This window comes from Sphingomonas caeni, from assembly GCF_026013415.1.
GTDB classification, from domain to species: Bacteria; Pseudomonadota; Alphaproteobacteria; order Sphingomonadales; family Sphingomonadaceae; genus Sphingomonas; species Sphingomonas caeni.
Map to the genome: position 1 here is coordinate 100,528 of NZ_JAPDOK010000006.1, position 20,250 is coordinate 120,777.

Here is a 20,250-nt window from a genome sequence, read left to right on the forward strand (position 1 = left end):
CTCACCCTCCCATGCTTTGCATGGGCCCCTCCCTCTCCCGCGAAAGCGGGAGAGGGGTAGCGAGCCAAGCAGGCGAAATCCTACTTTGCAAGGGGAAGTGGACCTAACCCGGTGCCCGCGTGAGCACCACGCGCGTTCCCGCGAGCCCGCCGCGCAGCGTGCCGGCCTTGGACACCCGGACTTCGACGGCCATGGCGCGGGGATGCGCCAGGCAGCGCTGCGCCAGCCGCATCGCATAGGTTTCGATCAGCGCGGTGCGATCGAGGGCGAGCGCATGGGCGTCGTCGGCGATGCGCTGATAGTCGATGCTTTGCTCCAGCCGATCCGCGGTGGGCGCGGTGATCCGCACGGCCACGTCCACCAGCAGCGGCTGGGCGCGGCCATGCTCGTGAGAATAGACGCCGATGTCCGCCGCGACCTGGAGCGCAGAGACGGTGACCTCCACCGTCGCATCGTCCTCAGGCGCCATGGCGTTCGGCCGCGCGCACGGTGTTGGTCAGCAAACAGGCGATGGTCATCGGGCCCACCCCGCCGGGGACCGGGGTGATCGCCGCGGCATGATCCACGCCCTCGCGCGCGACATCGCCCACGATCCGCGCGCGGCCATCGACCCCGGTGACGCGGTTGATGCCGACATCGATCACCACCGCGCCCGGCTTGATCCAGCTGCCCTCGACCAGCCCGGGGCTGCCCGCGGCGGCCACCAATATGTCCGCCGTGCGCGCGATCGCCGGCAGGCCGCGGGTCAGGATATGGGTGACGGTGACGGTGCATTCGCGTTCGAGCAGCAGCAGCGCCACCGGCTTGCCGACGATGTTCGATTTGCCGATCACCACCGCCTTCAGCCCGCGAAAATCCTCGATCACGGTTTCCAGCAGCCGCATGCAACCGAGCGGCGTGCACGGCACCAGCCCGCCGGTGCCAGTCGAGAGCCGCCCGACATTGACCGGGTGAAACCCGTCGACGTCCTTGGCCGGATCGATCGCATCGAGCACGCGCGCCGAATCGATCTGGGGCGGCAGCGGGAGCTGGACGAGGATGCCGTGGATCGCGGGATCGGCGTTGCACGCCGCGATCAGCCGCAGCAGCGCGGCTTCGGGGGTATCGGCGGGGAGGCGATGCTCGAACGAGCGCACTCCCGCCTTGCCCGCCTGGCTGAGCTTGCGATCGACATAGATGCGGCTGGCCGGATCGTCGCCGATCAGGATCACCGCGAGCCCGGGCACGATCCCGCGCTCGGATGCCAGCGCCGCCGCCCGCATCGCCGCTTCGCGCGTCACGCGCTCCGCCAGCGCCTTGCCGTCTATCATCGCCGCCATCGGATCAGCCCGTGAAGATGACGGTCTTGGTATCGTTCAGCAGGACGCGGTCCTCGAGCTGATAGCGGATCGCGCGCGCCAGCACCCGGCGCTCGATGTCGCGGCCCTTGCGGACCATGTCCTCGGGCGTATCGACATGGCTCACCGCCTCAACGTCCTGCACGATGATCGGACCCTCATCGAGATCGGCGGTGACATAATGGGCGGTCGCGCCGATCATCTTCACTCCGCGCGCATGCGCCTGATGATAGGGCTTGGCGCCCTTGAAGCCCGGCAGGAAGCTGTGGTGGATGTTGATGCAGCGGCCCGAAAGGAAAGTCGCGAGGTCGTCCGACAGGATCTGCATGTAGCGCGCGAGCACCACCAGCTCGGCGCCGGTTTCGTCGACCAGCGCCTTGATCTGCGCCTCCTGCTGGGGCTTGGTGTCGCGGGTGATCGGCAGATGGTGGAACGGGATGTCGCCGATCAACGAGACGTTGAGCGCCGAGCGCGGGTGATTGGAGACGATGCCCACCACGTCCATCGGCAGCTCGCCGATGCGCGTGCGATAGAGCAGGTCGCCCAGGCAATGGTCCATCCGCGAGACCAGCAGGAGCACGCGGGTGCGCCGATCGCGTTCGCGCATCCGCCAGGTCATCGCATAGCGCTGCGCGGCATCGGCGATGCGCGCGCGGATCGCCTCGCCGGCATCGGGCGCGGCGTCGAACAGGATCCGCATGAAGAAGCGGCCGGTTTCGAGATCGTCGAACTGCTGCGCCTCGAGGATGTTGCCGCCGCCTTCGAACAGCTGGCCGGCGATTCCCGCGACCAGCCCGGGCTGATCCGCGCATGACAGCGTGAGGATATGGGCGATTCGGGTCATCTCGTCACTCTCTCCCCGCCCGCACCGGGGCGTTTGATATTGTATGTATTGCATACCATTATCGCCGCGCATAGAAAGGGGCAAGCGCCGCGTGGCAGCGGCTTACGCCCTGAATGTCGAGGAGAGGAATCGCAGTATGTCAGCAAGCAATCTGGAACAGGTGCTGAGCGCCGCCGGCAATCCGGTGGAGATGCTCCGCAATTCGCAGATCGGCGCCTATGTCTATCCGGTCGTCGCGCCCGAATTCCACAATTGGCGGTCCGAGCAATGGGCGTGGCAGCACAGCGCCGTGCTGTTCGATCAGTCGCACCATATGGTCGATCTGTTCATCACCGGCCCGGACGCGCTCAGGCTGATCAGCGACACCGCGGTCAATTCGATGAAGGGCTTCGGGGTCAACAAGGCCAAGCAATATGTGCCGACCACGCCCTATGGCCATGTCATCGGCGACGGCATCCTGTTCTGGCTGGCCGAGGAGGAATTCGTCTATGTCGGTCGCGCGCCGGCCGCGAACTGGCTGATGTTCCATGCCGAGACCGGCGGCTACAATGTCCAAATCGTCAAGGACGACCGCAGCCCGTCGCGCCCGATGGGAAAGCCGGTGCGGCGGATCAACTGGCGCTTCCAGATCCAGGGCCCCAATGCCTGGGCGATCATCGAAAAGCTGCATGGCGGCCCGCTCGAACAGCTCAAATTCTTCAACATGAGCGAGATGAACATCGCCGGCCGCAAGGTGCGCACGCTGCGCCACGGCATGTCGGGCGCGCCGGGCCTCGAAATCTGGGGCCCCTATGACGAGCAGGAGGAAATCCGCGCGGCGATCCTCGAGGCGGGCAAGGAATTCGGCATCGTGCCGTGCGGCAGCCGCGCCTATCCGTCGAACACGCTGGAAAGCGGCTGGATCCCCTCGCCGCTGCCGGCGATCTATACCGGCGAGAAGCTCAAGCCCTATCGCGAATGGCTCGGCGCCGACAGCTACGAGGCCACCGGCGGCATCGGCGGCAGCTTCGTCTCCGACCGGATCGAGGATTATTATCTGACCCCGTACGAGCTGGGCTATGGCCCGTTCGTCAAGTTCGACCATGATTTCCACGGCCGCGAGGCGCTCGAATCGCTCGACAAGGACAGCCAGCGCCGCAAGGTCACGCTGGCGTGGAACGGCGAGGACATGACCAAGATCTTCGCGTCGCTGTTCGATCCCGACGGCGCGCAGTACAAGTTCTTCGATCTGCCGCTCGCCAACTATGCCTCGTCCAACTATGACCGCGTCGTCGATGCCGGGGGGCGCACCGTCGGCGTGTCGATGTTCACCGGCTATAGCTATAACGAGAAGACCGCGCTGAGCCTGGCGACGATCGATCCCGAAATCCCGGTCGGCACCGAGCTCCGGGTGGTGTGGGGCGAGCCGGGTGGCGGATCGCGCAAGACCACGGTCGAGCCGCACCAGCAGATCGAGGTCCGCGCGGTGGTGAGTCCGGTGCCCTATTCGCGCGTCGCGCGCGAAACCTATCATCAGGGCTGGCGCACGGCCAAGGCCGAGGCGTGAGGCTGCGGGGAGGGCGGCGCTTGCCGCTCTCCCCCCAATCTCAAAGGCGGGCCGCGATCCATTCGGCGGTCTTTTCAAGCCCGCCGAAGGGATAGAAATGGAGCCGGACGTCGCCATGGACCCGCGGGTCCAGCCCGTCCGTCAGCGCGTCGATCAACGGCCCGGGCCCGGCGCTGCCCAGCAGCTGGGTGATCGACAGGCCATATTTCGCCATGACCTTGGCCGATACGCCGACGCCGCATCGCGCGGCGAAGCGCAACAGCGCCTTGACGCTGGCCGGCCCGGCGACGCCGATCCGCACATCGGCATCGACTCCGCGCGCCCGGATATTGGCGAGCCATGCCAGCACCGGATCGGCATCGAACCCGAACTGGGTCGCGATCCAGCTTTCATGCCCTGCCGCTCGCAGCGCCTCGAGCTTGTCGAACAGCGCCTTGTCGAGCGCTTCGCGGGAAATGGCGGGATGCCCTTCGGGATAGCCCGCGATGCCGACCTGCTCGATCCCGTAGCGCGCGAGCAGTCCCGACCGGATCACCGCCAGCGCATCCTCGAACGGGCCCGTGGGCTGGGGCAGGTCGCCTGCGACGACGAAGACGCGATCGACCGATGCGGTGTCCACCAGTGCCTCGAGGAAATTCTCCAGTTCGGCCTCGGCATGGATGCGCCGCGCCGAAATGTGGGGGACCGGAGTGAAGCCGGCCTCGCGCACGCGGCGCGCGGCGGTGACGCGCGAGTCGAAGTCTTCCCCGGGCAGAAAGGTGATCGCGATCGGGGTTGCGGGGGGAATCCGGCCCTGCAGGAGATCGAGCTGAAACTGATCCTTCGCGGTGATCTCGATCGAGTGCCCCTGCAGCAGCGCCGCCCCCGCGGCGGTTGCTCCCGGTGAATCCCGCATCGCCGCAGCTGCCATATTCGCCTCCCATCGATATTGTATGTAATGCATACATATATCGATCCAACGAAGCCAGCAATTCTGGCGATATGGAGTCCCGTTTCCGATATCGAATTAGTAGGTGTTGCGTATTTTTATGTTGCGCCGGTGCGGGCCGCGGATATGCTCCGGGGGCAAGGAGAGCGCGGATGACGATGGTGGAACGGATCGCCGCGGCGATCGCCGCAAGCCGCACGGGATCGGTCGCGTCGTGGCGCGATCATTGCGACGAGGCGCAGCAGGTGATCGACGCTTGCGCGACGCTTTTGGAGCCCGGTCCCGTTCAGCCCTTGACGAGCATCAGCGCATCGAGCGCGACCACGCCCTCGCCGCGCGGATAGGCGATCACCGGGTTGAGATCGATCTCGCGGATCGCCGGGTTCCCCGCCAGCACCGCGCCGAGCCCGCACACCAGATCGGCGACCGCATCGATATCGAGCGGCGGCGATCCGCGGAACCCCTCGAGCAACGCCGCGCCCTTGAGCGCGCGCAACTCGGCGAGGACCGCGGCATGGGTGAGGTCGTGCGGCAGCAGGCGGACGTCCTTGAGCAGTTCGGCCTGCACCCCGCCGAACCCGATCAGGATCACCGGCCCCCAATCGGGATCGTTGCGCGCGCCGACGATCAGTTCGGTCCCGCGGGCGCCCATCGCCTCGACCAGCACCCCGTCGAGCGCGAGGCCGGGGGCATGCGCCGCGATGTTGGCATGGAGCCGGTCCCAGCCCTCAGCCAGTTCATCGGCATCGCCCAGGCCCAGGATCACGCCGCCGGCGTCGCTCTTGTGCGACAGCGCCGAAGCCTGGGCCTTGAGCACCACCGGATAGCCGATGCGGGCGGCGATCGCCTGCGCCTCGCCGACCGACCGGGCGAGCACGCCAGCGGGGAAAGGTATCCCGGCTGGGCCAAGCAATTGCTTCGCGCGATATTCGGGGATGATGCCTGAGGGCAGCGAGTCCAGCCTATGGGGTGTCAGCGGGCTTGCGGCGACGTCGCGCTCCGCCCGGCTCGAAAGCTGGCGCAGCGCGCGGAAGGCGCGGTCGGCTGAGGGGAAATAGGGGACGCCCAGGGCGCGGAGGTCGGCGATATAGGCCGGATCGAACTCGGCGCCTTCGTCCAGCCCGGCGAAGATCACGGGTTTGTCCGGCGCGAGGCCGCGGATCGCGTCGATGATCGGGGGGAATTTGCGCGCGGCGGTCGCCTGGTCGGTCTGAATGATCGCGAGGACCACGGCGGCGATTGCTTCGTCGGCCAGCAAGGGCGCGAGCGTGCGGCGGTATAGGTCCGGATCGACCAGCGCCTGCGCGGTCAGGTCCATCGGGTTGGATACCGGGATGAAGTCGGGCAGCGCCTCGCGCATCGCGGCGACCGTGGCATCGGCGAGCGCGGGCAGCGCCAATCCGATCGCTTCGCACAGATCGAGCGTCAGCGCCTTGAAGGCGCCGGACTCGGCGAGCACTGCGGTGCCGCCGCAACCCACGGGCCTTGCGCGCAGGGCGATGTCGAGCACGTCGCCCAGCTCCTCCAGGCTATCGACCAGCACCACGCCCGCGCGCTCGACCATGACGCGCATGACGTCCCAGTCGCCGGCCATGGCGCCGGTATGCGTCGCGGCGGATTCGCGCGCGGCGGCGGACTTGCCGGGGTGGAGCAGCACGATCGTCTTGCCGGCGGCGCGCGCACGATTGGCGAGCGCGAGGAAACGGGCCGGGTTGCGGAACTGCTCGACGATCATGCCGATCACCCGCGTGTTCGGCTCGCCAATCAGATGCTCGACATAATCCTCCGCGCCGCTCGCGGCCTCATTCCCGGTCGAGACCGAGATCGAGATGCCGAGCTGCTTCGCCATCAGGATCGTGCCGAGCACCACCGCCATCGCGCCCGATTGCGAGACGATGCCGATGCCGGGGGCGCCGTCCAGCCGGGCCGCGGGAGTCTCGACAAAGGTCAGCGGGATGCCATCGACATAATTGACCAGGCCGAGGCAGTTCGGCCCCTCGATCACCATGTCATGCTCGGCGGCGATGCGGGCGATCTCGGCCTGTGCGGCAAGGCCTTCCTCACCCCCCTCGGCGAAGCCCGCGGCGAAGAGTACTGCTGCGCCGACCCCGCGCGCTGCGAGCGCATGGAGCGCCGGGACGACCGCGGGGCCGGGGATCGCCAGCACCGCCGCATCGACGCCGAACGGCAGCTCCTCGATCGATTTGAGGCAGGGCCGATCGCCGATCGTGTCGCGCTTGGGATTGATCAGATGGATATCGCCCGCGAAGCGATGCCGCTCCAGATTGGCGAGCACCGACGCGCCGAGCGCGCCCGGCGTGGGAGAGGCGCCGACGATGACGACGGAGCGGGGCGTGAGCAGGCGGGCGATATCGGGCATCGTGCTTTCCGTGACTCCCCCCGGGGCAGGGGGGAGGAGGCGAGGTTCAGGCGCCGGCCTTGGCGGTCTTGCGCGGGGCCTTGGTCTTGTCATAGGCGCCAAGCCCGGGCTTGAAGCTCTTCTCGTCGATGAACTGGCGCGTCGCTTCCTTGCGCCCCTCGCCGTCAAAGCTGTTGGCGGCCTCCTGCGCGCGGATCAGGAAATCCTCGGCATTGTCATAGGTCATCTCGCGCACGCGGCGGATCGCGTCCTTGGTCGCCTTGAGCGCGACGGCATTCTTGCCCAGCAGGACGCTGGCGACCTCGGTCACGCGGTCCTTGAGCCGGTCCAGCGGCACGGCTTCGTTGACCAGGCCCCATTCGGCGGCCTGCGTACCCGACAGATTCTCGCCCATCATCGCGTGATACATCGCCTTGCGGAACGGCAGCAGCTCCGCGGCGACCTTGGACGCGCCGCCGCCGGGCAGGATGCCCCAATTGATCTCGGAGAGACCGAACTGCGCCTCTTCGGCCGCGAAGGCGAGATCGCAGGCGAACAGGGGCCCATAGCCGCCGCCGAAGCACCAGCCATTGATCATCGCGATCGTCGGCTTGTGGTACCAGCGCAGCCGCTCCCACCAGCCATAGGCCTCGCGCTGGGCCTTGCGCGTCGCCGCCAGCCCCTTTGCCTCGTTTTCGCGGAAATATTCCTTGAGGTCCATTCCGGCCGACCAGGCCGAACCTTCGCCGCTGAGCACCAGCACGCCGAAATCGTCGCGGAATTCGAGCGCTTCGAGCACTTCCATCATGTCGCGGTTGAGCGTCGGGCTCATGCAGTTGCGCTTGTCGGGACGATTGAAGCGCACCCATGCGATTCCGTTCTCGACGTCATAAGCGACGACGCCGTTGCTGCTCAGTTCGGTCATTCCGGTTGGACTTCCTCTTTTGTGCGAGCCCGGTTCGGTGAGCCGGCGCAGGTTGGCGCCGGCTCTCCCGGCTCAGATCGGAAAATGGCCCGGCTGGGTCTCGATGGTGACCCAGCGCAGTTCGGTAAAGCTGTCGATTCCGGCCTTGCCGCCGAAGCGGCCATATCCCGAGGCCTTGGTGCCGCCGAAGGGCATCTGGGGTTCGTCGTGCACGGTGGGCCCGTTGACGTGGCAGATGCCGGATTTGATCTGCTTGGCGATGCGCAGCCCGCGTGCGGTGTCGCGCGTGAACACCGATGCCGACAGGCCATATTCGGTGTCGTTGGCGAGCTCGACCGCATGCGCCTCGTCGCGCGCGCGGATGATGCCGACGACGGGGCCGAAGCTCTCGTCGCGGAAAAGCTTCATGTCGGGCGTGACCTTGTCGATGACGTGCGCGGGCATCAGCACGCCGTCGCCCTCGCCGCCGACCAGCTGGTCGGCGCCCTTGGCCAGGGCATCGGCGACCAGCATGCGCAGCGTGTCGCTGGTCTTGATATCCACCACCGCGCCGAGCGGGGTCTTGCCCTCGCGCGGATCGCCGACCGCCATCGACGCGGCCTTGGCCTTGAACTTGGCGGCGAACGCGTCGGCGACCGCATCGACGACGATGATCCGCTCGGTCGACATGCAGATCTGGCCCTGGTTCATGAACGCGCCGAACGCGGCGGCCTTCACCGCCTCGTCGAGATCGGCATCCTCGAGCACGATCAGCGGCGCCTTGCCGCCCAGTTCGAGCAGCACGGGCTTGAGATGCTGCGCGGCGCGCACCGCGATGATCCGGCCGACATGCGTCGATCCGGTGAAGTTGATGCGGCGGACATGCGGATTGTCGATCAGCGCGCCGACGATCTCGGCGGCGTCCTGCGGCGCGTTGGTGACGATGCTGACCGCGCCTTCGGGCAGTCCGGCCTCGGCAAAGGCCTCGGCGATCAGCGCATGCGTGCGCGGGCATTGCTCGCTCGCCTTGAGCACCACGGTATTGCCGCAGGCGAGCGGCACCGCGACGGCACGTACGCCGAGGATGATCGGCGCGTTCCAGGGGGCGATCCCCAGCATCACGCCCACCGGTTCGCGCAGCGCCATGGCGATGCAGCCGGGCTTGTCCGACGGAATGACTTCGCCGCCGATCTGGGTGGTCAGCGCGGCGGCTTCGCGCAGCATGCCCGTGGCGAGCATCAGGTTGAAGCGCGCCCAGCCTTCGGTCGCGCCGATTTCGCCCATCATCGCTTCGACGAAATCGCCGACGCGCGCCTCGAGGGCGACCGCCGCCTTGTTCAGCAGCGCGCGCCGGGCGTTGGGGCCCATCGCCGACCATGCCGGGAAAGCCGCGGCGGCAGCCTCGCACGCGGCGTTCGCATCCGCGACGGTTGCCGCGGGCATGGTGGAGGCCACTTCGCCGGTCACGGGATTGCGCCGTTCAAAGGTTGCCGTGCCGGGTTTGTCTTCGGTCAGGGTAGCCATGCTGCTCTCCAGAATTGTTATGCGTTATAGCTTAAATCTTGGTTCGGTCAATGCGCCTCGACCGGTCGGTTGCGCAGCGCGAGCAACGCGATTGCCGCAACCGCCGAGCCAAGGCTCATCAGGATCGCCACCAGCGACAGCGAATAGCCCGCCGCGAACAACAGGCCCGCCAGCGCCGGCGCCAGCGCCGAGCCGCCACGCCCGACGCCGATGACGAACCCTGTCGCGGTGGCGCGCAAGCCGGTGGGGAAGCCGCGCGCGAGCAGGGCGTAAAGGCCGACGACGCCGGCATTGGTCGCGAAGCCAGCAGCCGCCGCGACCATCGACAGGCTTGCGAGCTTCGATATTTCGATCCCGAGCAGCATGTTCGACAGGCTCGCGAGATCCGATCCGCCGCGCCCGAACAATGTGACCAGGGCCACCGACGCCACCATCGCCACGACAGTCAGCGCGAGCAGCCGCACGCGCGCGGTGAGCAAACCCAGTAACAGCGATCCCGTCGCCCCGCCCGCGCTCGCCGCGACGAGCACGCCTGCGGCCGCCGAGGGCGCATAGCCCATGTCGACGACGATCTTCGGAATCCATTTCAGGATGAAATAGAAGGTCATGATATGTGCGAGATAGGCGGCGGTCAGCACGATCGTGGTGCGGGCGTGCGCGGACGAAAACAGCGCGGCGACCGGCACGCTGCGCTGCGCGGTCGCGACGTCGGGCAGCGTCTCGGCGGGCGCATGTCCCATCCGCGCCAGCAGGCGGTTGATCCGCTCGAGCGCATTCTTCGGCCGCCTGTGCATCAGGAAGGAGATCGATTCGGGGGCCGCCAGCAGGACCAGCGGAATGAACAAAGCAGTGGCGATCGCTCCGAACGCGAAGACCGATTGCCAGCCATAATGGCCGAGCAGCACTGCGGCGATCGATCCGCCGACGATCGTGCCGACCGGGTAACCCGCGGCCATCAGCACGACGCACAGCGAACGGTGACGCGCATTCGCGGCTTCGGCGACCGCGGCGTTGGTGGCCGCGAGCATCCCGCCGATGCCGAGTCCGGTCAGCAGGCGCCATCCCGACAGGATTTCGACATTGGCCGCCGTGGCGGCGCCGGTCATTCCCGCGGCCATCACCACCAGGCACATCAGGATGGTAGCACGCCGGCCGACACGGTCCGCGACCCCGCCCAGCGTGAGCGAGCCCAGCGCCATGCCGATCAATTCCATCGACAGGACCAGCCCCAGCGCGGCCCGATCGATGCCCCAGGCCTTGGCGATTCCGGGTGAGGCGAAGCTGATCGACAGCACGTCGAACCCGTCGAGCGCGTTGAGCCCGACCATCACCGCAACGGTCGCCCATTGTGCGCGCGACATCGGCTCGGCGTCGAGAATTGCCTGCGGATCGCGCCCCATATGTCCCTCTCCCATCGGCTCATTTTTTCCGACACTGCGCCAGTTTGTTATATAGCACAACAGATCGAATGGCCGATTCCTGCTTATCCTCCGGCTTGCCCCAGGCAAGCCAAAAATGCATGTACTACATACAATTCTGATTCCCGGGAGAATGCAATGCCGAAGCCGCCATTCCGTGCCGATCATGTCGGCAGCTTCCTCCGGCCCGCGGCGCTGATCGAGGCGCGTGCGGCGCATCGCGCGGGCACGATCGATGCCGCCGCGCTGCGCGCCGCCGAGGACGCCGCGATCCGCGATGTGGTGGCGATGCAGGAGGATCTGGGGTTTCAGGGGATCACCGACGGCGAGTTCCGGCGCACCTATTTCCACACCGATTTCCTGCTCCAGCTCGACGGGATCGAAGAGGCGGGCGGGACGCAGGTCAAGTTCCACCAGCATGGCGGCAAGGAGCTGGAATATGCGCCGCCGGTCATGAAGATCACCGGCAAGGTGACGCATGCCCGCGATATCCAGCGCGCCGATTTCGACTATCTCGCCGCGTGCACGTCGCGCACGCCCAAGGTGACGATCCCGTCGCCGACGATGCTGCACTTCCGCGGCGGGCGCGACGCGATCGACGCGACCGCCTATCCCGATCTGGAGGCGTTCTACGAGGATCTGGCCGCGGCCTATCGCGCCGAAATCGCGAGCCTCGCCGATGCCGGGTGCCGCTATCTCCAGCTCGACGACACCAATCTCGCCTATCTGTGCGATACGACCCAGCGCGAGAACGCCCGCAAGCGCGGGATGGACCCGGACGAACTGCCCCGGCTCTACGCGCGCATCATCAACGATTCGATCCGCGACCGGCCCGAGGACATGACCGTCTGCGTCCATCTGTGCCGCGGCAATTTCCGCTCGTCCTGGGCGGCCGAGGGCGGCTACGAACCCGTCGCCGAAGTGCTGTTCAACGAGTTGAAGGTTGACGGCTATTTCCTCGAATATGACGATCCCCGCTCGGGCGATTTCGCGCCGCTGCGGCACGTGCCGGGCGGCAAGACGGTCGTGCTCGGGCTGGTGACGACCAAGCTCGCCGACATGGAAAGCGCCGACGACGTCAAGCGCCGGATCGACGAAGCGGCGGCGTTCATGCCGCTCGACCAGATGGCGCTGTCGCCGCAATGCGGCTTCTCGTCGACGGTGCACGGCAACGACATCGCGATGGAGCAGCAATCGGCCAAGCTCCAGCTGGTGCTCGATGTCGCGAAGGATGTGTGGGGCGACGCCTGAGCGCTCAGCCCGCGAGCGTCTCGCCGGGGAGGGTCTCGGTATCGATCTGCGCCTGGGCGGCGGCGGGATAGCGCGCGCCGCGGATCGCGTCCCCGGCGAAGATGGGATCGACCCGCACCAGCAAAGCGGGGTCGAAGGTCCGCGCCAGCGCCGCGAGATTCTCCTCCAGATGCGCGATGCTGCGGGTGCCCGGGATCGGCACGACATGATCGCCGCGCGCCAGTACCCAGCCGAGCGCGAGTTGCGCGGGGGTCGCGCCCGCTTCGGCCGCGAGCGCCTCGAACGCGGCGACCGCACGCAGATTATGGGCGAGATGCGGGGCGATGAAGCGCGGCATCGACCGGCGGATGTCGCCCGGCGCATAGGCGTCGTCGCGTACCGCGCCCGCCAGCATCCCGCGCGCCACCGGCGAAAAGGCGACGAAGCCGATGCCAAGCTCGCGGCAGGTGTCGAGCACTGCGACTTCGGGGTTGCGCACCATCGCGGAATATTCGCTCTGCACCGCCGCAACCGGATGCTCGCGGTGCGCGCGTGCGATCGTCGCGGCGGACATTTCGCTGAGGCCGATCGCGCCGATCTTGCCCGCGGCGACCGCCAGCGCGAGCGCGCCCACCGATTCCTCGACCGCGACGTTCGGGTCGAGCCGGTGCAGATAATAGAGATCGATATGATCGGTGCCGAGCCGCGCCAATGAGCGATCCAGCGTGCGTGCGATCGCCGCGGGCGAGCCGTCGAGGATGCGCTTGCCGTCCTCCATCGCCAGCACGCATTTGCTCGCCAGGATGAATTCGCGGCGGCGGTGCATGACGCTCTTGCCGACCAGCGCCTCATTGGCGCCCCCGCCATAGAGCGCGGCGGTGTCGAGCAGGGTCACGCCGAGATCGAGCGCGCGGTTGAGCAGGCGCGTGCCCGCCTCCTCGGAGGGCGTTTCGCCATAGGCGTGGCTGAGATTCATGCAGCCAAGACCGATCGCGCTCACCGAAAGCGGGCCGAGGGCGCGGACGGGGAGGGTCGTCACAGGGGCAATCCCACATAATTCTCGGCGATCGCGGTCTGCATGGCGCGCGAGCCGGCGACATAATCCAGTTCGGCGCTCTGCATCCGGTGCTCGAACGCGCCGTCCTCGGGAAAGCGGTGCATCAGCTTGGTGAGATACCAGCTGAAGCGTTCGGCCTTCCAGATGCGGGCCAGGGCGCGGGCTTCGTATCCGGTCAATCCCGCCTCGTCGCCGTTTCGATACCAGCCGATCAAGGCCTCGGCCAGATATGCGACGTCCGAGGCCGCGAGGTTCAGGCCCTTGGCGCCGGTGGGGGGCACGATATGCGCGGCATCGCCGGCGAGGAACAGCCGGCCATGACGCATCGTCTCGAACACATAGGAGCGCAGCGGCGCGATCGACACCTCCAGCGCCGGGCCGCGCTTCACGCCGCGGTCGGAAATCGGATCGAACCGCGCGGCGAGTTCGTCCCACAGCCGCTCCTCGGGCCAGTCCTCGAGTGCGGAGGTCAGCGGCACCTGGATATAATAGCGGCTGCGGGTCGCCGAACGCATCGAGGCGAGCGCGAAGCCGCGCGGGCCGTTCGCATAGATCAGTTCGGGGTGGCAGGGCGGGACATCGGCGAGGATGCCGAGCCAGCCGAACGGATATTCGCGCTCATAGGCGCGGCCATCCGGGATCGCCCTGCGCGAGACGCCGTGAAAGCCGTCGCACCCGGCGATGAAGTCGGCCTGGATTCGGTGCGTCTCGCCATCCTTCCGGTAGGTGATCGCGGGCTCGCCGCTCTCCAGATCGTGGAGCGCCACATCCGTCGCGTCATAGACGATCGGCAGCCCGCGATCAGGAGCGGCTTCCATCAGGTCGCGGGTCAGCTCGGTCTGGCCATAGACAGTAACGTGCCGCCCGGTGAGCGCGGCGATATCGATCCGGACCACGCGGTCGCCATCGGCAAGGTTGAAGCCTTCCTCGATCATCCCGTCGGCGTTCAGCCGCGCGTCCACCCCGAGCTGGCGCATCAAATCGGTGGTGACCGTTTCCAGCACGCCCGCGCGAATCCGCGAGAGCACATAGTCGGGCGACCGGCGCTCGACGATGATGCAATCCACGCCCTTGCTGCGCAGCAAATGGCCCAGCAGCAAGCCGGCGGGACCTGCGCCGACGATCGCAACCTCTACCTTCACGAGGAAGTCGATGTTTTGATGGCGCGCTGCGCCCACGCCACGAAATCGTGATTTGTCTCGCGCACGATCTTGGCCGACGCGAGGTAGGCGTCATTCGCTTCGCCAATGCGGACCGCAGGCCAATTCGCCTGGTGCATGGCTGCCGCCGAACGCACCTGAGAGAATTTTGCGCGATAGGTTCGCGAGAGTTCATCGCCTAGCGTGGCGAAGAAGGGATCCGCAAGATTTCCCACAACGGCAATTTGCTCGGCGAGCACGCGCCGCAATGCAATCAGATCCTTGCGCCGTCCGTCGTCCGTCCGCGCGGCGATCACTGCGAAATCCGCGTGCAGGCGCTGGAGCTTGTCCAGCTCCGAGAGCAATTTGGCGGCACTCGCCTGGGTCACGGCGCCAGCTGCCGCTCGAGCGCGTCGAGCACGCGGTAGCAGGGCATGACCTGGGCGACGCTGGCGTTGGGCTCGCGGCCTTCGCGGATCGCGGCGACGAACTCGCGGTCCTGCAGCTCGATGCCGTTTGACGAGACAGCGACGCCGCTCAGATCGACAGGCTCCTCGCGCCCGGTGACGAGGTCGTCGTAGCGCGCGATCCAGGTGCCGTTGTCGCAGATGTAGCGGAAGAAGGTGCCGAGCGGCCCGTCATTGTTGAACGACAGGCTCAGGGTGCAGATCGCGCCGCTTTCGGCCTTGAGCTGGATCGACATGTCCATCGCGATGCCGAGCTCGGGGTGGATCGGGCCCTCCAAGGCGTTGGCCTGGACAATCGGGCCCGCCTGGTACGCGAAAAGATCGACGGTGTGCGCGGCGTGGTGCCACAGCAAATGATCGGTCCAGCTGCGCGCCTCGCCCTTGGCGTTCATGTTCTTGCGGCGGAAGAAATAGGTCTGGACGTCCATCTGCTGGATGCCCAGCTCGCCCGCGACGATCTTGTTGTGGATATATTGATGGCTCGGATTGAAGCGGCGGGTGTGGCCGACCATCGCGACCAGCCCGGTCTCCTGCTGCTTGGCCAGCACCGCCTCACCGTCGGCGAGATTGTCGCACAGCGGAATCTCGACCTGCACATGCTTGCCTGCTTCGAGGCACTGGATCGTCTGGGCGGCGTGCATCTGGGTCGGCGTCGCGAGGATCACCGCGTCGAGGCCGGGCTGTTCGAGCGCCTCCGCAAGGTCGGTGCAGGCATGGCCGATGCCATATTTGGCGGCGACGGCCTGGGTGGGCTCGAGGCGGCGGCCGACGACCGAGACGACCTTGACACCGTCGATCAGTCTCAGCGCATCGAGATGCTTTTCCCCAAACGCGCCGGCACCGGCGAGGGCTATCTTCACAGTGGGTCTCCGATTGGCTCAAGCACGATATGCCCGATCGCGGTGTTGCTGCAGGGGACGTGATAGTGGCGGTGGAGCAGGCGGGTGGCCGGGCCCAGCGCGCCGCGCATGATCAGCCACATCACCATCTCGATCCCTTCCGAGCCGGTCTCGCGCAGATATTCGATATGCGGCACGCGGCGCAGCTCGTCGCTGTCGCCGATCAGGCGATCGAGGAAGCGATTGTCCCATTCCTTGTTGATCAGCCCCGCCCTGGGCCCCTGAAGCTGGTGGCTCATGCCGCCCGTGCCCCAGATCTGCACGTTGAGATCCTCGGGAAAGCTCGCCACCGCGCGTGCGATCGCTTCGCCCAGCGCCCAGCAGCGGTTGCCCGAGGGCGGCGGGTAGGTGACGACGTTCACCGCAAGCGGCACGACCTTGCAGGGCCATTCCTCGACCGCGCCGAACATCATCGACAGGGGAACGGTCAGGCCGTGATCGACCGCCATCTCGTTGATGATGGTCATGTCGAATTCGTCGAGGATCAGGCTCTGCGCGATATGCCAGGCGAGATCGGGATGCCCGATCACATCGGGTACCGGGCGCGGCCCCCAGCCTTCGTCGGCGGGGGCGTAACGCTCGCCGCATCCGATCGCGAAGGTCGGGATGATCTTCATGTCGAAGGCCGACGCATGGTCGTTATAGACCAGGATCACGACGTCGGGCTTTTCGGTCTTCTCCCATTCGCGGGTCCAGTCATAGCCGGCGAAGATCGGCCCGAAATAGGCGTCGCGGTCCTTGCCCTGATCGTGCGCGACGCCGAGCAGGGGGACGTGGCTCGAGCCGACGCCCGCAGTGATCCGCGCCATCAGCCTTGCTCCTTCTTCGACCGCAGCCCCTCGGGCGAGCGGCCGCCGGCGTTCATCATCGCCTGATATTCCTCGACCGAGACGCCGGTCATCGTGCTGACCGCCTGGACGAAACTCTTGCCGTCGGTCGAGAAGACCTTGGCGAGGAAATAGATATTGCCGCCCAGATCGAGCAGCGCGTTGTAATCGCGCGCCAGCACTGCGGCGCGCTGCTCGGGCGTGAGCTTCCAGTCGTCGAGATAGGCCGCTTCATCGGCCTTCCAGCGCTCGCGATTCTCGGGCTTCATCAGGCTCATCGCGAACTGGTTGAGGTGATAGCCCTGGCGCGCGCGGGCGGCGGTGAACACGCGCGTGCCGGGGATGTCCTCGAACTCGGCGAGATAGCTGTGGATGTCCTGGGGGCCGCTCACCGTGATACCTCTCGATCGTCACCCCCGCGAAAGCGGGGGCCCATCTCCCGGACCCTCCGCAACCGCGCCGGTGCATTTTGCCGCTCGCTTGGGAGATGGGTCCCCGCTTTCGCGGGGATGACGGGGTTGGCCATCATAGCCCGCGCTCCTTCAGTTGCGCATCGAGGCGTGGGAAGACGCGCCGGGCATTGCCTTCGAAGATGGCATGGCGCCCGGCATCGCTGATATCGAGCGCGTCGACATAGCGTTTGGTGTCGTCGAAATAATGCCCGGTGGTCGGGTCGATCCCGCGCACCGCGCCGACCATCTCCGACCCGAACAATATGTTCTTGGTGTCGATCACGTCCGCCAGCAGGTCGACGCCCGGCTGGTGATAGACGCAGGTATCGAAGAAGATGTTGTTCATCAGATGGGTGTCGAGCGAGGGCTTTTTGAGCATGTCGGCAAGCCCGCGATAGCGGCCCCAATGATAGGGCACCGCGCCGCCGCCATGCGGGATGATGAACTTGAGCGTCGGGAAATCGGCGAAAAGGTCGCCTTCCAGCAGCTGCATGAAGGCGATGGTGTCCGCCGCGATATAATAGCCGCCGGTCGCGTGCATCGCCGGGTTGCAGCTGCCCGAGACGTGGATCATCGCGGGGACGTCGAGCGCGACCATCTTCTCGTAGAAGGGGTACCAATAGCGGTCGGTCAGCGGCGGATGGGTGAAGTGCCCGCCGCCCGGATCGGGGTTCAGGTTGCACCCGACAAAGCCCATATCGACGCAGCGTTCGAGTTCGGCGATCGAATTGCCCATGTCCGCCTTGGGGCTTTGCGGGAGCATGCACACTCCGGCGAAGGTCCCCGGAAACAGGCGGACGACGCGCGCGATGAGGTCGTTGCAGCGCGTCGCCCACAACTTCGCGACCGCCTCGTCGCCGACATGCGGGGCCATCGCCGATGCGCGGGGGGAGAAGATCGTCAGGTCCGCCCCGCGCTCCTTGATCAGGCGGAGCTGGTTCGCCTCGATCGTCTCGCGGATCTCGTCGTCGCTGATGTCGGGATAGGGCGGGGCGGGGACACCGGCCTTGAAGGCGGCTTTCTGTTCCTCGCGCCACGCGTCGTGCGCCTTGGGCAGGACGGTATAGTGGCCATGGCAGTCGATGATCAGGCTCATGCGCCCGGTTCCTTCCAGCGTGCGCCGAGTGCCGCGAGCTTGGCCGCCAGTCCCTTGGGCGGATCGATGCCGAGCGCGCCGATGCTCTGCTGCCATTTGACGGTGCCCGCCGACAGGATCGGCGAAATACCCAGCGCAGCGAGCGTCCGGGTGACCTCGCCCATCTCCTCGGCGCGGCGCTGGCCGTGGCGCATCATCCGGTCGAGATTATAGTCGACGCGCTCGGCCCAGGGCTTCGCCTGCTCGCTCGCGTCGAGCGACCCGATCACTTCGTCCAGCACGCCCGCGGCGTCGGCGGCGAGCACGCATTCGGCGGTCAGCGCCTCGATGCCCTTCACCATCACCGATCGGATCATCTTGATCGCGGAGGCCGCGCCCGTCTCGCCGCCCACGCTGCGCACGTTGGTGAAGCCGAACGTGCGCAGCGCTTCGACGCCCGCCGCGGAATGGGGTCCCGCGACGAGGAGCGGCGTGCCCAGCCTTTTGGGATGGACGGGGGACATGATCGCCACATCGACATGGCGGCCGCCCGCCGCCTCGATCGCGCGCGCGGCCTCGCGCTTGGTGTCCGGCGCGACGCTGTTCATGTCGAGCCACAGCGCGCCCGGCGCGAGGAAGGGCGCGGCGGCAAGGGCGGCGGGAAGCGATTGATCGGCGGTAACGAGCGAGAGCACCGCGCCTGCGCCCGCCAGCGCCTCGGCCGCGCTTTCGCAAGGGACGACGCCAGCGGCGGCGTAGTCGGCGAGCTTGGCCTCACGCTCGGGGCCATCGGTCTTGCGGTCGAACGCGCGCGCGCCTGGTTTCGCGAAGGCCATGGCCGCTTCGCCAAAACCCAGATTAACGACTATTTCGTCCAGGGCGGGTGCCGCAAAATCCATGGTTCGGGTTAGTCAGGACGGCCCCTCGCCCGCCAATCCAATTGCGCTTCTATCTATCAGTTTTCCTGAAGTCTTGTGCTCTTTGCTGCCGCCTTGATCAGCCGCACCAGCTCGCGCTGGACCGGGGTGGGCCGCCAGCCGCTGCGTGTCGTCAGGCCGATGGTGCGGACCGCGTGCGGGATCGCGGCGCCGATCTGGACGAGCATCCCCGTTTCGACCTCGAGCGCGACCTGATCGGGGGAAAGCAGCGTGAGCAGGTCGCTCTGCACGAGCAGTCCCCGGATCACCATCACCGATCCGCATTCGATGGGAACATGCGGCAGCGGCCCGCCGTCGAACATCGCCTCCCAATGCGCGCGGAGCGGCGTGCCCGCCGGGCCGATGACCCAGGACCGGGAGCGCAGTGCGGCGATGTCGATCGGGCCGGCCAGCAGCGGATGCCCGGGCCGTCCGAAGATCGCGAGCTGGTCGGTGAAGAGCGGCTCCTGGTCGAGCCCCGGTGGCACGTCGTCGCGCAGCGCGCCGATGGTGAGATCGATGATGCCGTCGGCGAGCGGATCGATCAGCTCGCGCCACGATCCCTCGACGACATCGACCACGGCGTGCGGCATGGCGCGCAGCAGGCCGGCGAGCGCGCGCGGCAGCACCAGCGCGCGGCTGAGCGGCATCGCGCCCAGCGCGACGCGGCCGCCATCGCGATCCTCGCCCCGCGCCTCGACGATCCCCGCCGCAATCTCCTGCTGGGCGAGCCGCACGCCGCGTGCCAGCGCCCGTCCCGCCGGGGTGAGCACCATGCCGCGCCCGCGCCGCTCGGCGAGCGGGCTGGCGCAGATCTGTTCGAGGTCGCGCACCGCGCGGTGGATCGCGGGCTGCGACAGACCGCTCGCCTGCGCCGCCCCGGCGAAGCTCTGCGCATCGGCGAAGTGGAGCCAGGCGTCGAGCTGGGTCGCGGTCATCAGCTGCTCGGGCCGGGCGAAGCCGCGGCCGGCTCGGCCGAACCGGCGCACCCCGCTCGCGAGGCAATCGAACGCCCGCGTGGCGCGCTCGGCCAGCGCCTGACCCGCTGCGGTGGGCGAGACGCCGTCGGGGTGGCGTTCGAACAGCGCCACTTCGAGCTGGCGTTCGAGCTTGTGCAGCCCCTGGGTGAGCGCGGGCTGCGACAGTCCGGTCGCCTCGGCGGCGCGGCTCAGGCTCCCCTCGGCAATCACCGTCGACAATGCGCGCAGGTGGCGGAGATTGAGCGCGAAGGATTGAATCATGAACAATCTATAGCAAAAACTTATCGGCGCTCGGCAATATGGATTTGCGCGCGACGCCCGGGCGGCGGAACGAGACGGCAAAGGAG

Annotated in this window: 20 protein-coding genes; 3 read left to right on the plus strand and 17 right to left on the minus strand. The window is 67.3% G+C overall.

Annotated elements, in window-relative coordinates; genetic code table 11:
- Nucleotides 1-103: 103 nt before the first annotated feature.
- The 3 genes from OF829_RS15330 to purU are packed head-to-tail and all read right to left on the minus strand — an operon-like array spanning nt 104 to nt 2,181.
- Nucleotides 104-469 carry a dihydroneopterin aldolase gene (locus OF829_RS15330; RefSeq protein WP_264940977.1) on the minus strand — a complete coding sequence of 122 codons (366 nt, stop codon included), beginning with the start codon at nt 467-469 and terminating at the stop codon, nt 104-106.
- On the minus strand, nt 459-1,319 hold the full coding sequence (locus OF829_RS15335; RefSeq protein WP_264940978.1) for a bifunctional 5,10-methylenetetrahydrofolate dehydrogenase/5,10-methenyltetrahydrofolate cyclohydrolase: 861 nt from the start codon (nt 1,317-1,319) through the stop codon (nt 459-461). Before OF829_RS15335 ends, OF829_RS15330 begins: the two co-directional genes overlap by 11 nt.
- Nucleotides 1,320-1,323: 4 nt before the next feature.
- The gene (purU, locus tag OF829_RS15340) at nt 1,324-2,181 is read right to left on the minus strand and encodes a formyltetrahydrofolate deformylase (protein WP_264940979.1); all 858 of its coding nucleotides are present in this window, start codon (nt 2,179-2,181) and stop codon (nt 1,324-1,326) included.
- Between the two features lie 136 nt (nt 2,182-2,317).
- Here purU and ligM point away from each other — a divergent pair, with 136 nt between their 5' ends.
- Nucleotides 2,318-3,727, plus strand: a complete 1,410-nt coding sequence (gene ligM, locus OF829_RS15345) for a vanillate/3-O-methylgallate O-demethylase (protein WP_264940980.1) — start codon at nt 2,318-2,320, stop codon at nt 3,725-3,727.
- A 40-nt stretch (nt 3,728-3,767) separates the two neighbouring features.
- Here the strand turns inward: ligM and OF829_RS15350 are convergent, their stop codons facing one another.
- Nucleotides 3,768-4,637: a methylenetetrahydrofolate reductase gene (locus OF829_RS15350; RefSeq protein ID WP_264940981.1), complete on the minus strand. Its 870-nt coding sequence runs from the start codon at nt 4,635-4,637 to the stop codon at nt 3,768-3,770.
- A 170-nt stretch (nt 4,638-4,807) separates the two neighbouring features.
- Between OF829_RS15350 and OF829_RS15355 the strand changes: the two genes are divergently transcribed.
- Complete coding sequence (locus OF829_RS15355) at nt 4,808-4,999, plus strand: hypothetical protein (protein WP_264940982.1); 192 nt, start codon at nt 4,808-4,810, stop codon at nt 4,997-4,999.
- Here the strand turns inward: OF829_RS15355 and OF829_RS15360 are convergent.
- The 4 genes from OF829_RS15360 to OF829_RS15375 form a co-directional block, all read right to left on the minus strand.
- The gene (locus tag OF829_RS15360) at nt 4,942-7,035 is read right to left on the minus strand and encodes an acetate--CoA ligase family protein (protein WP_264940983.1); all 2,094 of its coding nucleotides are present in this window, start codon (nt 7,033-7,035) and stop codon (nt 4,942-4,944) included. The genes OF829_RS15355 and OF829_RS15360 overlap by 58 nt on opposite strands.
- 46 nt (nt 7,036-7,081) lie before the next feature.
- Nucleotides 7,082-7,939, minus strand: coding sequence for a p-hydroxycinnamoyl CoA hydratase/lyase (locus OF829_RS15365; RefSeq protein WP_264940984.1), 858 nt, complete (start codon nt 7,937-7,939; stop codon nt 7,082-7,084).
- 72 nt (nt 7,940-8,011) lie between these two features.
- Entirely contained in the window at nt 8,012-9,442 is a 1,431-nt protein-coding gene (locus tag OF829_RS15370) for an aldehyde dehydrogenase (protein ID WP_264940985.1), read from the minus strand.
- A gap of 47 nt (nt 9,443-9,489) precedes the next feature.
- Complete coding sequence (locus tag OF829_RS15375) at nt 9,490-10,842, minus strand: MFS transporter (RefSeq protein ID WP_264940986.1); 1,353 nt, start codon at nt 10,840-10,842, stop codon at nt 9,490-9,492.
- Nucleotides 10,843-10,998: 156 nt separating this feature from the next.
- Here OF829_RS15375 and OF829_RS15380 point away from each other — a divergent pair, with 156 nt between their 5' ends.
- Entirely contained in the window at nt 10,999-12,111 is a 1,113-nt protein-coding gene (locus OF829_RS15380) for a 5-methyltetrahydropteroyltriglutamate--homocysteine S-methyltransferase (protein WP_264940987.1), read from the plus strand.
- A 4-nt stretch (nt 12,112-12,115) separates the two neighbouring features.
- On the opposite strand, the gene OF829_RS15385 is transcribed toward OF829_RS15380, so the two are convergent.
- The 9 genes from OF829_RS15385 to OF829_RS15425 form a co-directional block, all read right to left on the minus strand.
- Entirely contained in the window at nt 12,116-13,129 is a 1,014-nt protein-coding gene (locus tag OF829_RS15385) for an aldo/keto reductase (RefSeq protein WP_264940988.1), read from the minus strand.
- Nucleotides 13,126-14,289: a 4-hydroxybenzoate 3-monooxygenase gene (gene pobA, locus OF829_RS15390; RefSeq protein WP_264940989.1), complete on the minus strand. Its 1,164-nt coding sequence runs from the start codon at nt 14,287-14,289 to the stop codon at nt 13,126-13,128. Before pobA ends, OF829_RS15385 begins: the two co-directional genes overlap by 4 nt.
- Nucleotides 14,286-14,675 (minus strand): hypothetical protein, encoded by a 390-nt coding sequence (locus tag OF829_RS15395; RefSeq protein ID WP_264940991.1) that lies wholly within the window; start codon nt 14,673-14,675, stop codon nt 14,286-14,288. The genes pobA and OF829_RS15395 overlap by 4 nt, the downstream gene beginning before the upstream one ends.
- Nucleotides 14,672-15,613: a Gfo/Idh/MocA family oxidoreductase gene (locus tag OF829_RS15400; protein ID WP_264940992.1), complete on the minus strand. Its 942-nt coding sequence runs from the start codon at nt 15,611-15,613 to the stop codon at nt 14,672-14,674. Before OF829_RS15400 ends, OF829_RS15395 begins: the two co-directional genes overlap by 4 nt.
- Nucleotides 15,610-16,461, minus strand: coding sequence for a class III extradiol dioxygenase subunit beta (locus tag OF829_RS15405; protein ID WP_264940993.1), 852 nt, complete (start codon nt 16,459-16,461; stop codon nt 15,610-15,612). The genes OF829_RS15400 and OF829_RS15405 overlap by 4 nt, the downstream gene beginning before the upstream one ends.
- Entirely contained in the window at nt 16,461-16,871 is a 411-nt protein-coding gene (gene ligA, locus OF829_RS15410) for a protocatechuate 4,5-dioxygenase subunit alpha (RefSeq protein ID WP_264940994.1), read from the minus strand. The genes OF829_RS15405 and ligA overlap by 1 nt, the downstream gene beginning before the upstream one ends.
- Nucleotides 16,872-17,004: 133 nt before the next feature.
- A complete protein-coding gene (locus tag OF829_RS15415; RefSeq protein WP_264940995.1) occupies nt 17,005-18,027 on the minus strand; it encodes an amidohydrolase family protein in 1,023 nt (340 codons plus the stop codon).
- Nucleotides 18,024-18,884, minus strand: coding sequence for a DUF1932 domain-containing protein (locus OF829_RS15420; RefSeq protein ID WP_406701441.1), 861 nt, complete (start codon nt 18,882-18,884; stop codon nt 18,024-18,026). The genes OF829_RS15415 and OF829_RS15420 overlap by 4 nt, the downstream gene beginning before the upstream one ends.
- Before the next feature lie 77 nt (nt 18,885-18,961).
- Entirely contained in the window at nt 18,962-20,164 is a 1,203-nt protein-coding gene (locus OF829_RS15425) for a LysR family transcriptional regulator (RefSeq protein WP_264940997.1), read from the minus strand.
- Nucleotides 20,165-20,250 lie beyond the last annotated feature (86 nt).

Coding starts and splice junctions, on each gene's coding strand:
- OF829_RS15330 (WP_264940977.1), bottom strand. CDS start 469: ATGGCGCCTGAGGACGATGCGACGGTGGAGGTCACCGTCTCTGCGCTC.
- OF829_RS15335 (WP_264940978.1), bottom strand. CDS start 1,319: ATGGCGGCGATGATAGACGGCAAGGCGCTGGCGGAGCGCGTGACGCGC.
- purU (WP_264940979.1), bottom strand. CDS start 2,181: ATGACCCGAATCGCCCATATCCTCACGCTGTCATGCGCGGATCAGCCC.
- ligM (WP_264940980.1), top strand. CDS start 2,318: ATGTCAGCAAGCAATCTGGAACAGGTGCTGAGCGCCGCCGGCAATCCG.
- OF829_RS15350 (WP_264940981.1), bottom strand. CDS start 4,637: ATGGCAGCTGCGGCGATGCGGGATTCACCGGGAGCAACCGCCGCGGGG.
- OF829_RS15355 (WP_264940982.1), top strand. CDS start 4,808: ATGACGATGGTGGAACGGATCGCCGCGGCGATCGCCGCAAGCCGCACG.
- OF829_RS15360 (WP_264940983.1), bottom strand. CDS start 7,035: ATGCCCGATATCGCCCGCCTGCTCACGCCCCGCTCCGTCGTCATCGTC.
- OF829_RS15365 (WP_264940984.1), bottom strand. CDS start 7,939: ATGACCGAACTGAGCAGCAACGGCGTCGTCGCTTATGACGTCGAGAAC.
- OF829_RS15370 (WP_264940985.1), bottom strand. CDS start 9,442: ATGGCTACCCTGACCGAAGACAAACCCGGCACGGCAACCTTTGAACGG.
- OF829_RS15375 (WP_264940986.1), bottom strand. CDS start 10,842: ATGGGGCGCGATCCGCAGGCAATTCTCGACGCCGAGCCGATGTCGCGC.
- OF829_RS15380 (WP_264940987.1), top strand. CDS start 10,999: ATGCCGAAGCCGCCATTCCGTGCCGATCATGTCGGCAGCTTCCTCCGG.
- OF829_RS15405 (WP_264940993.1), bottom strand. CDS start 16,461: ATGGCGCGGATCACTGCGGGCGTCGGCTCGAGCCACGTCCCCCTGCTC.
- OF829_RS15415 (WP_264940995.1), bottom strand. CDS start 18,027: ATGAGCCTGATCATCGACTGCCATGGCCACTATACCGTCCTGCCCAAG.
- OF829_RS15425 (WP_264940997.1), bottom strand. CDS start 20,164: ATGATTCAATCCTTCGCGCTCAATCTCCGCCACCTGCGCGCATTGTCG.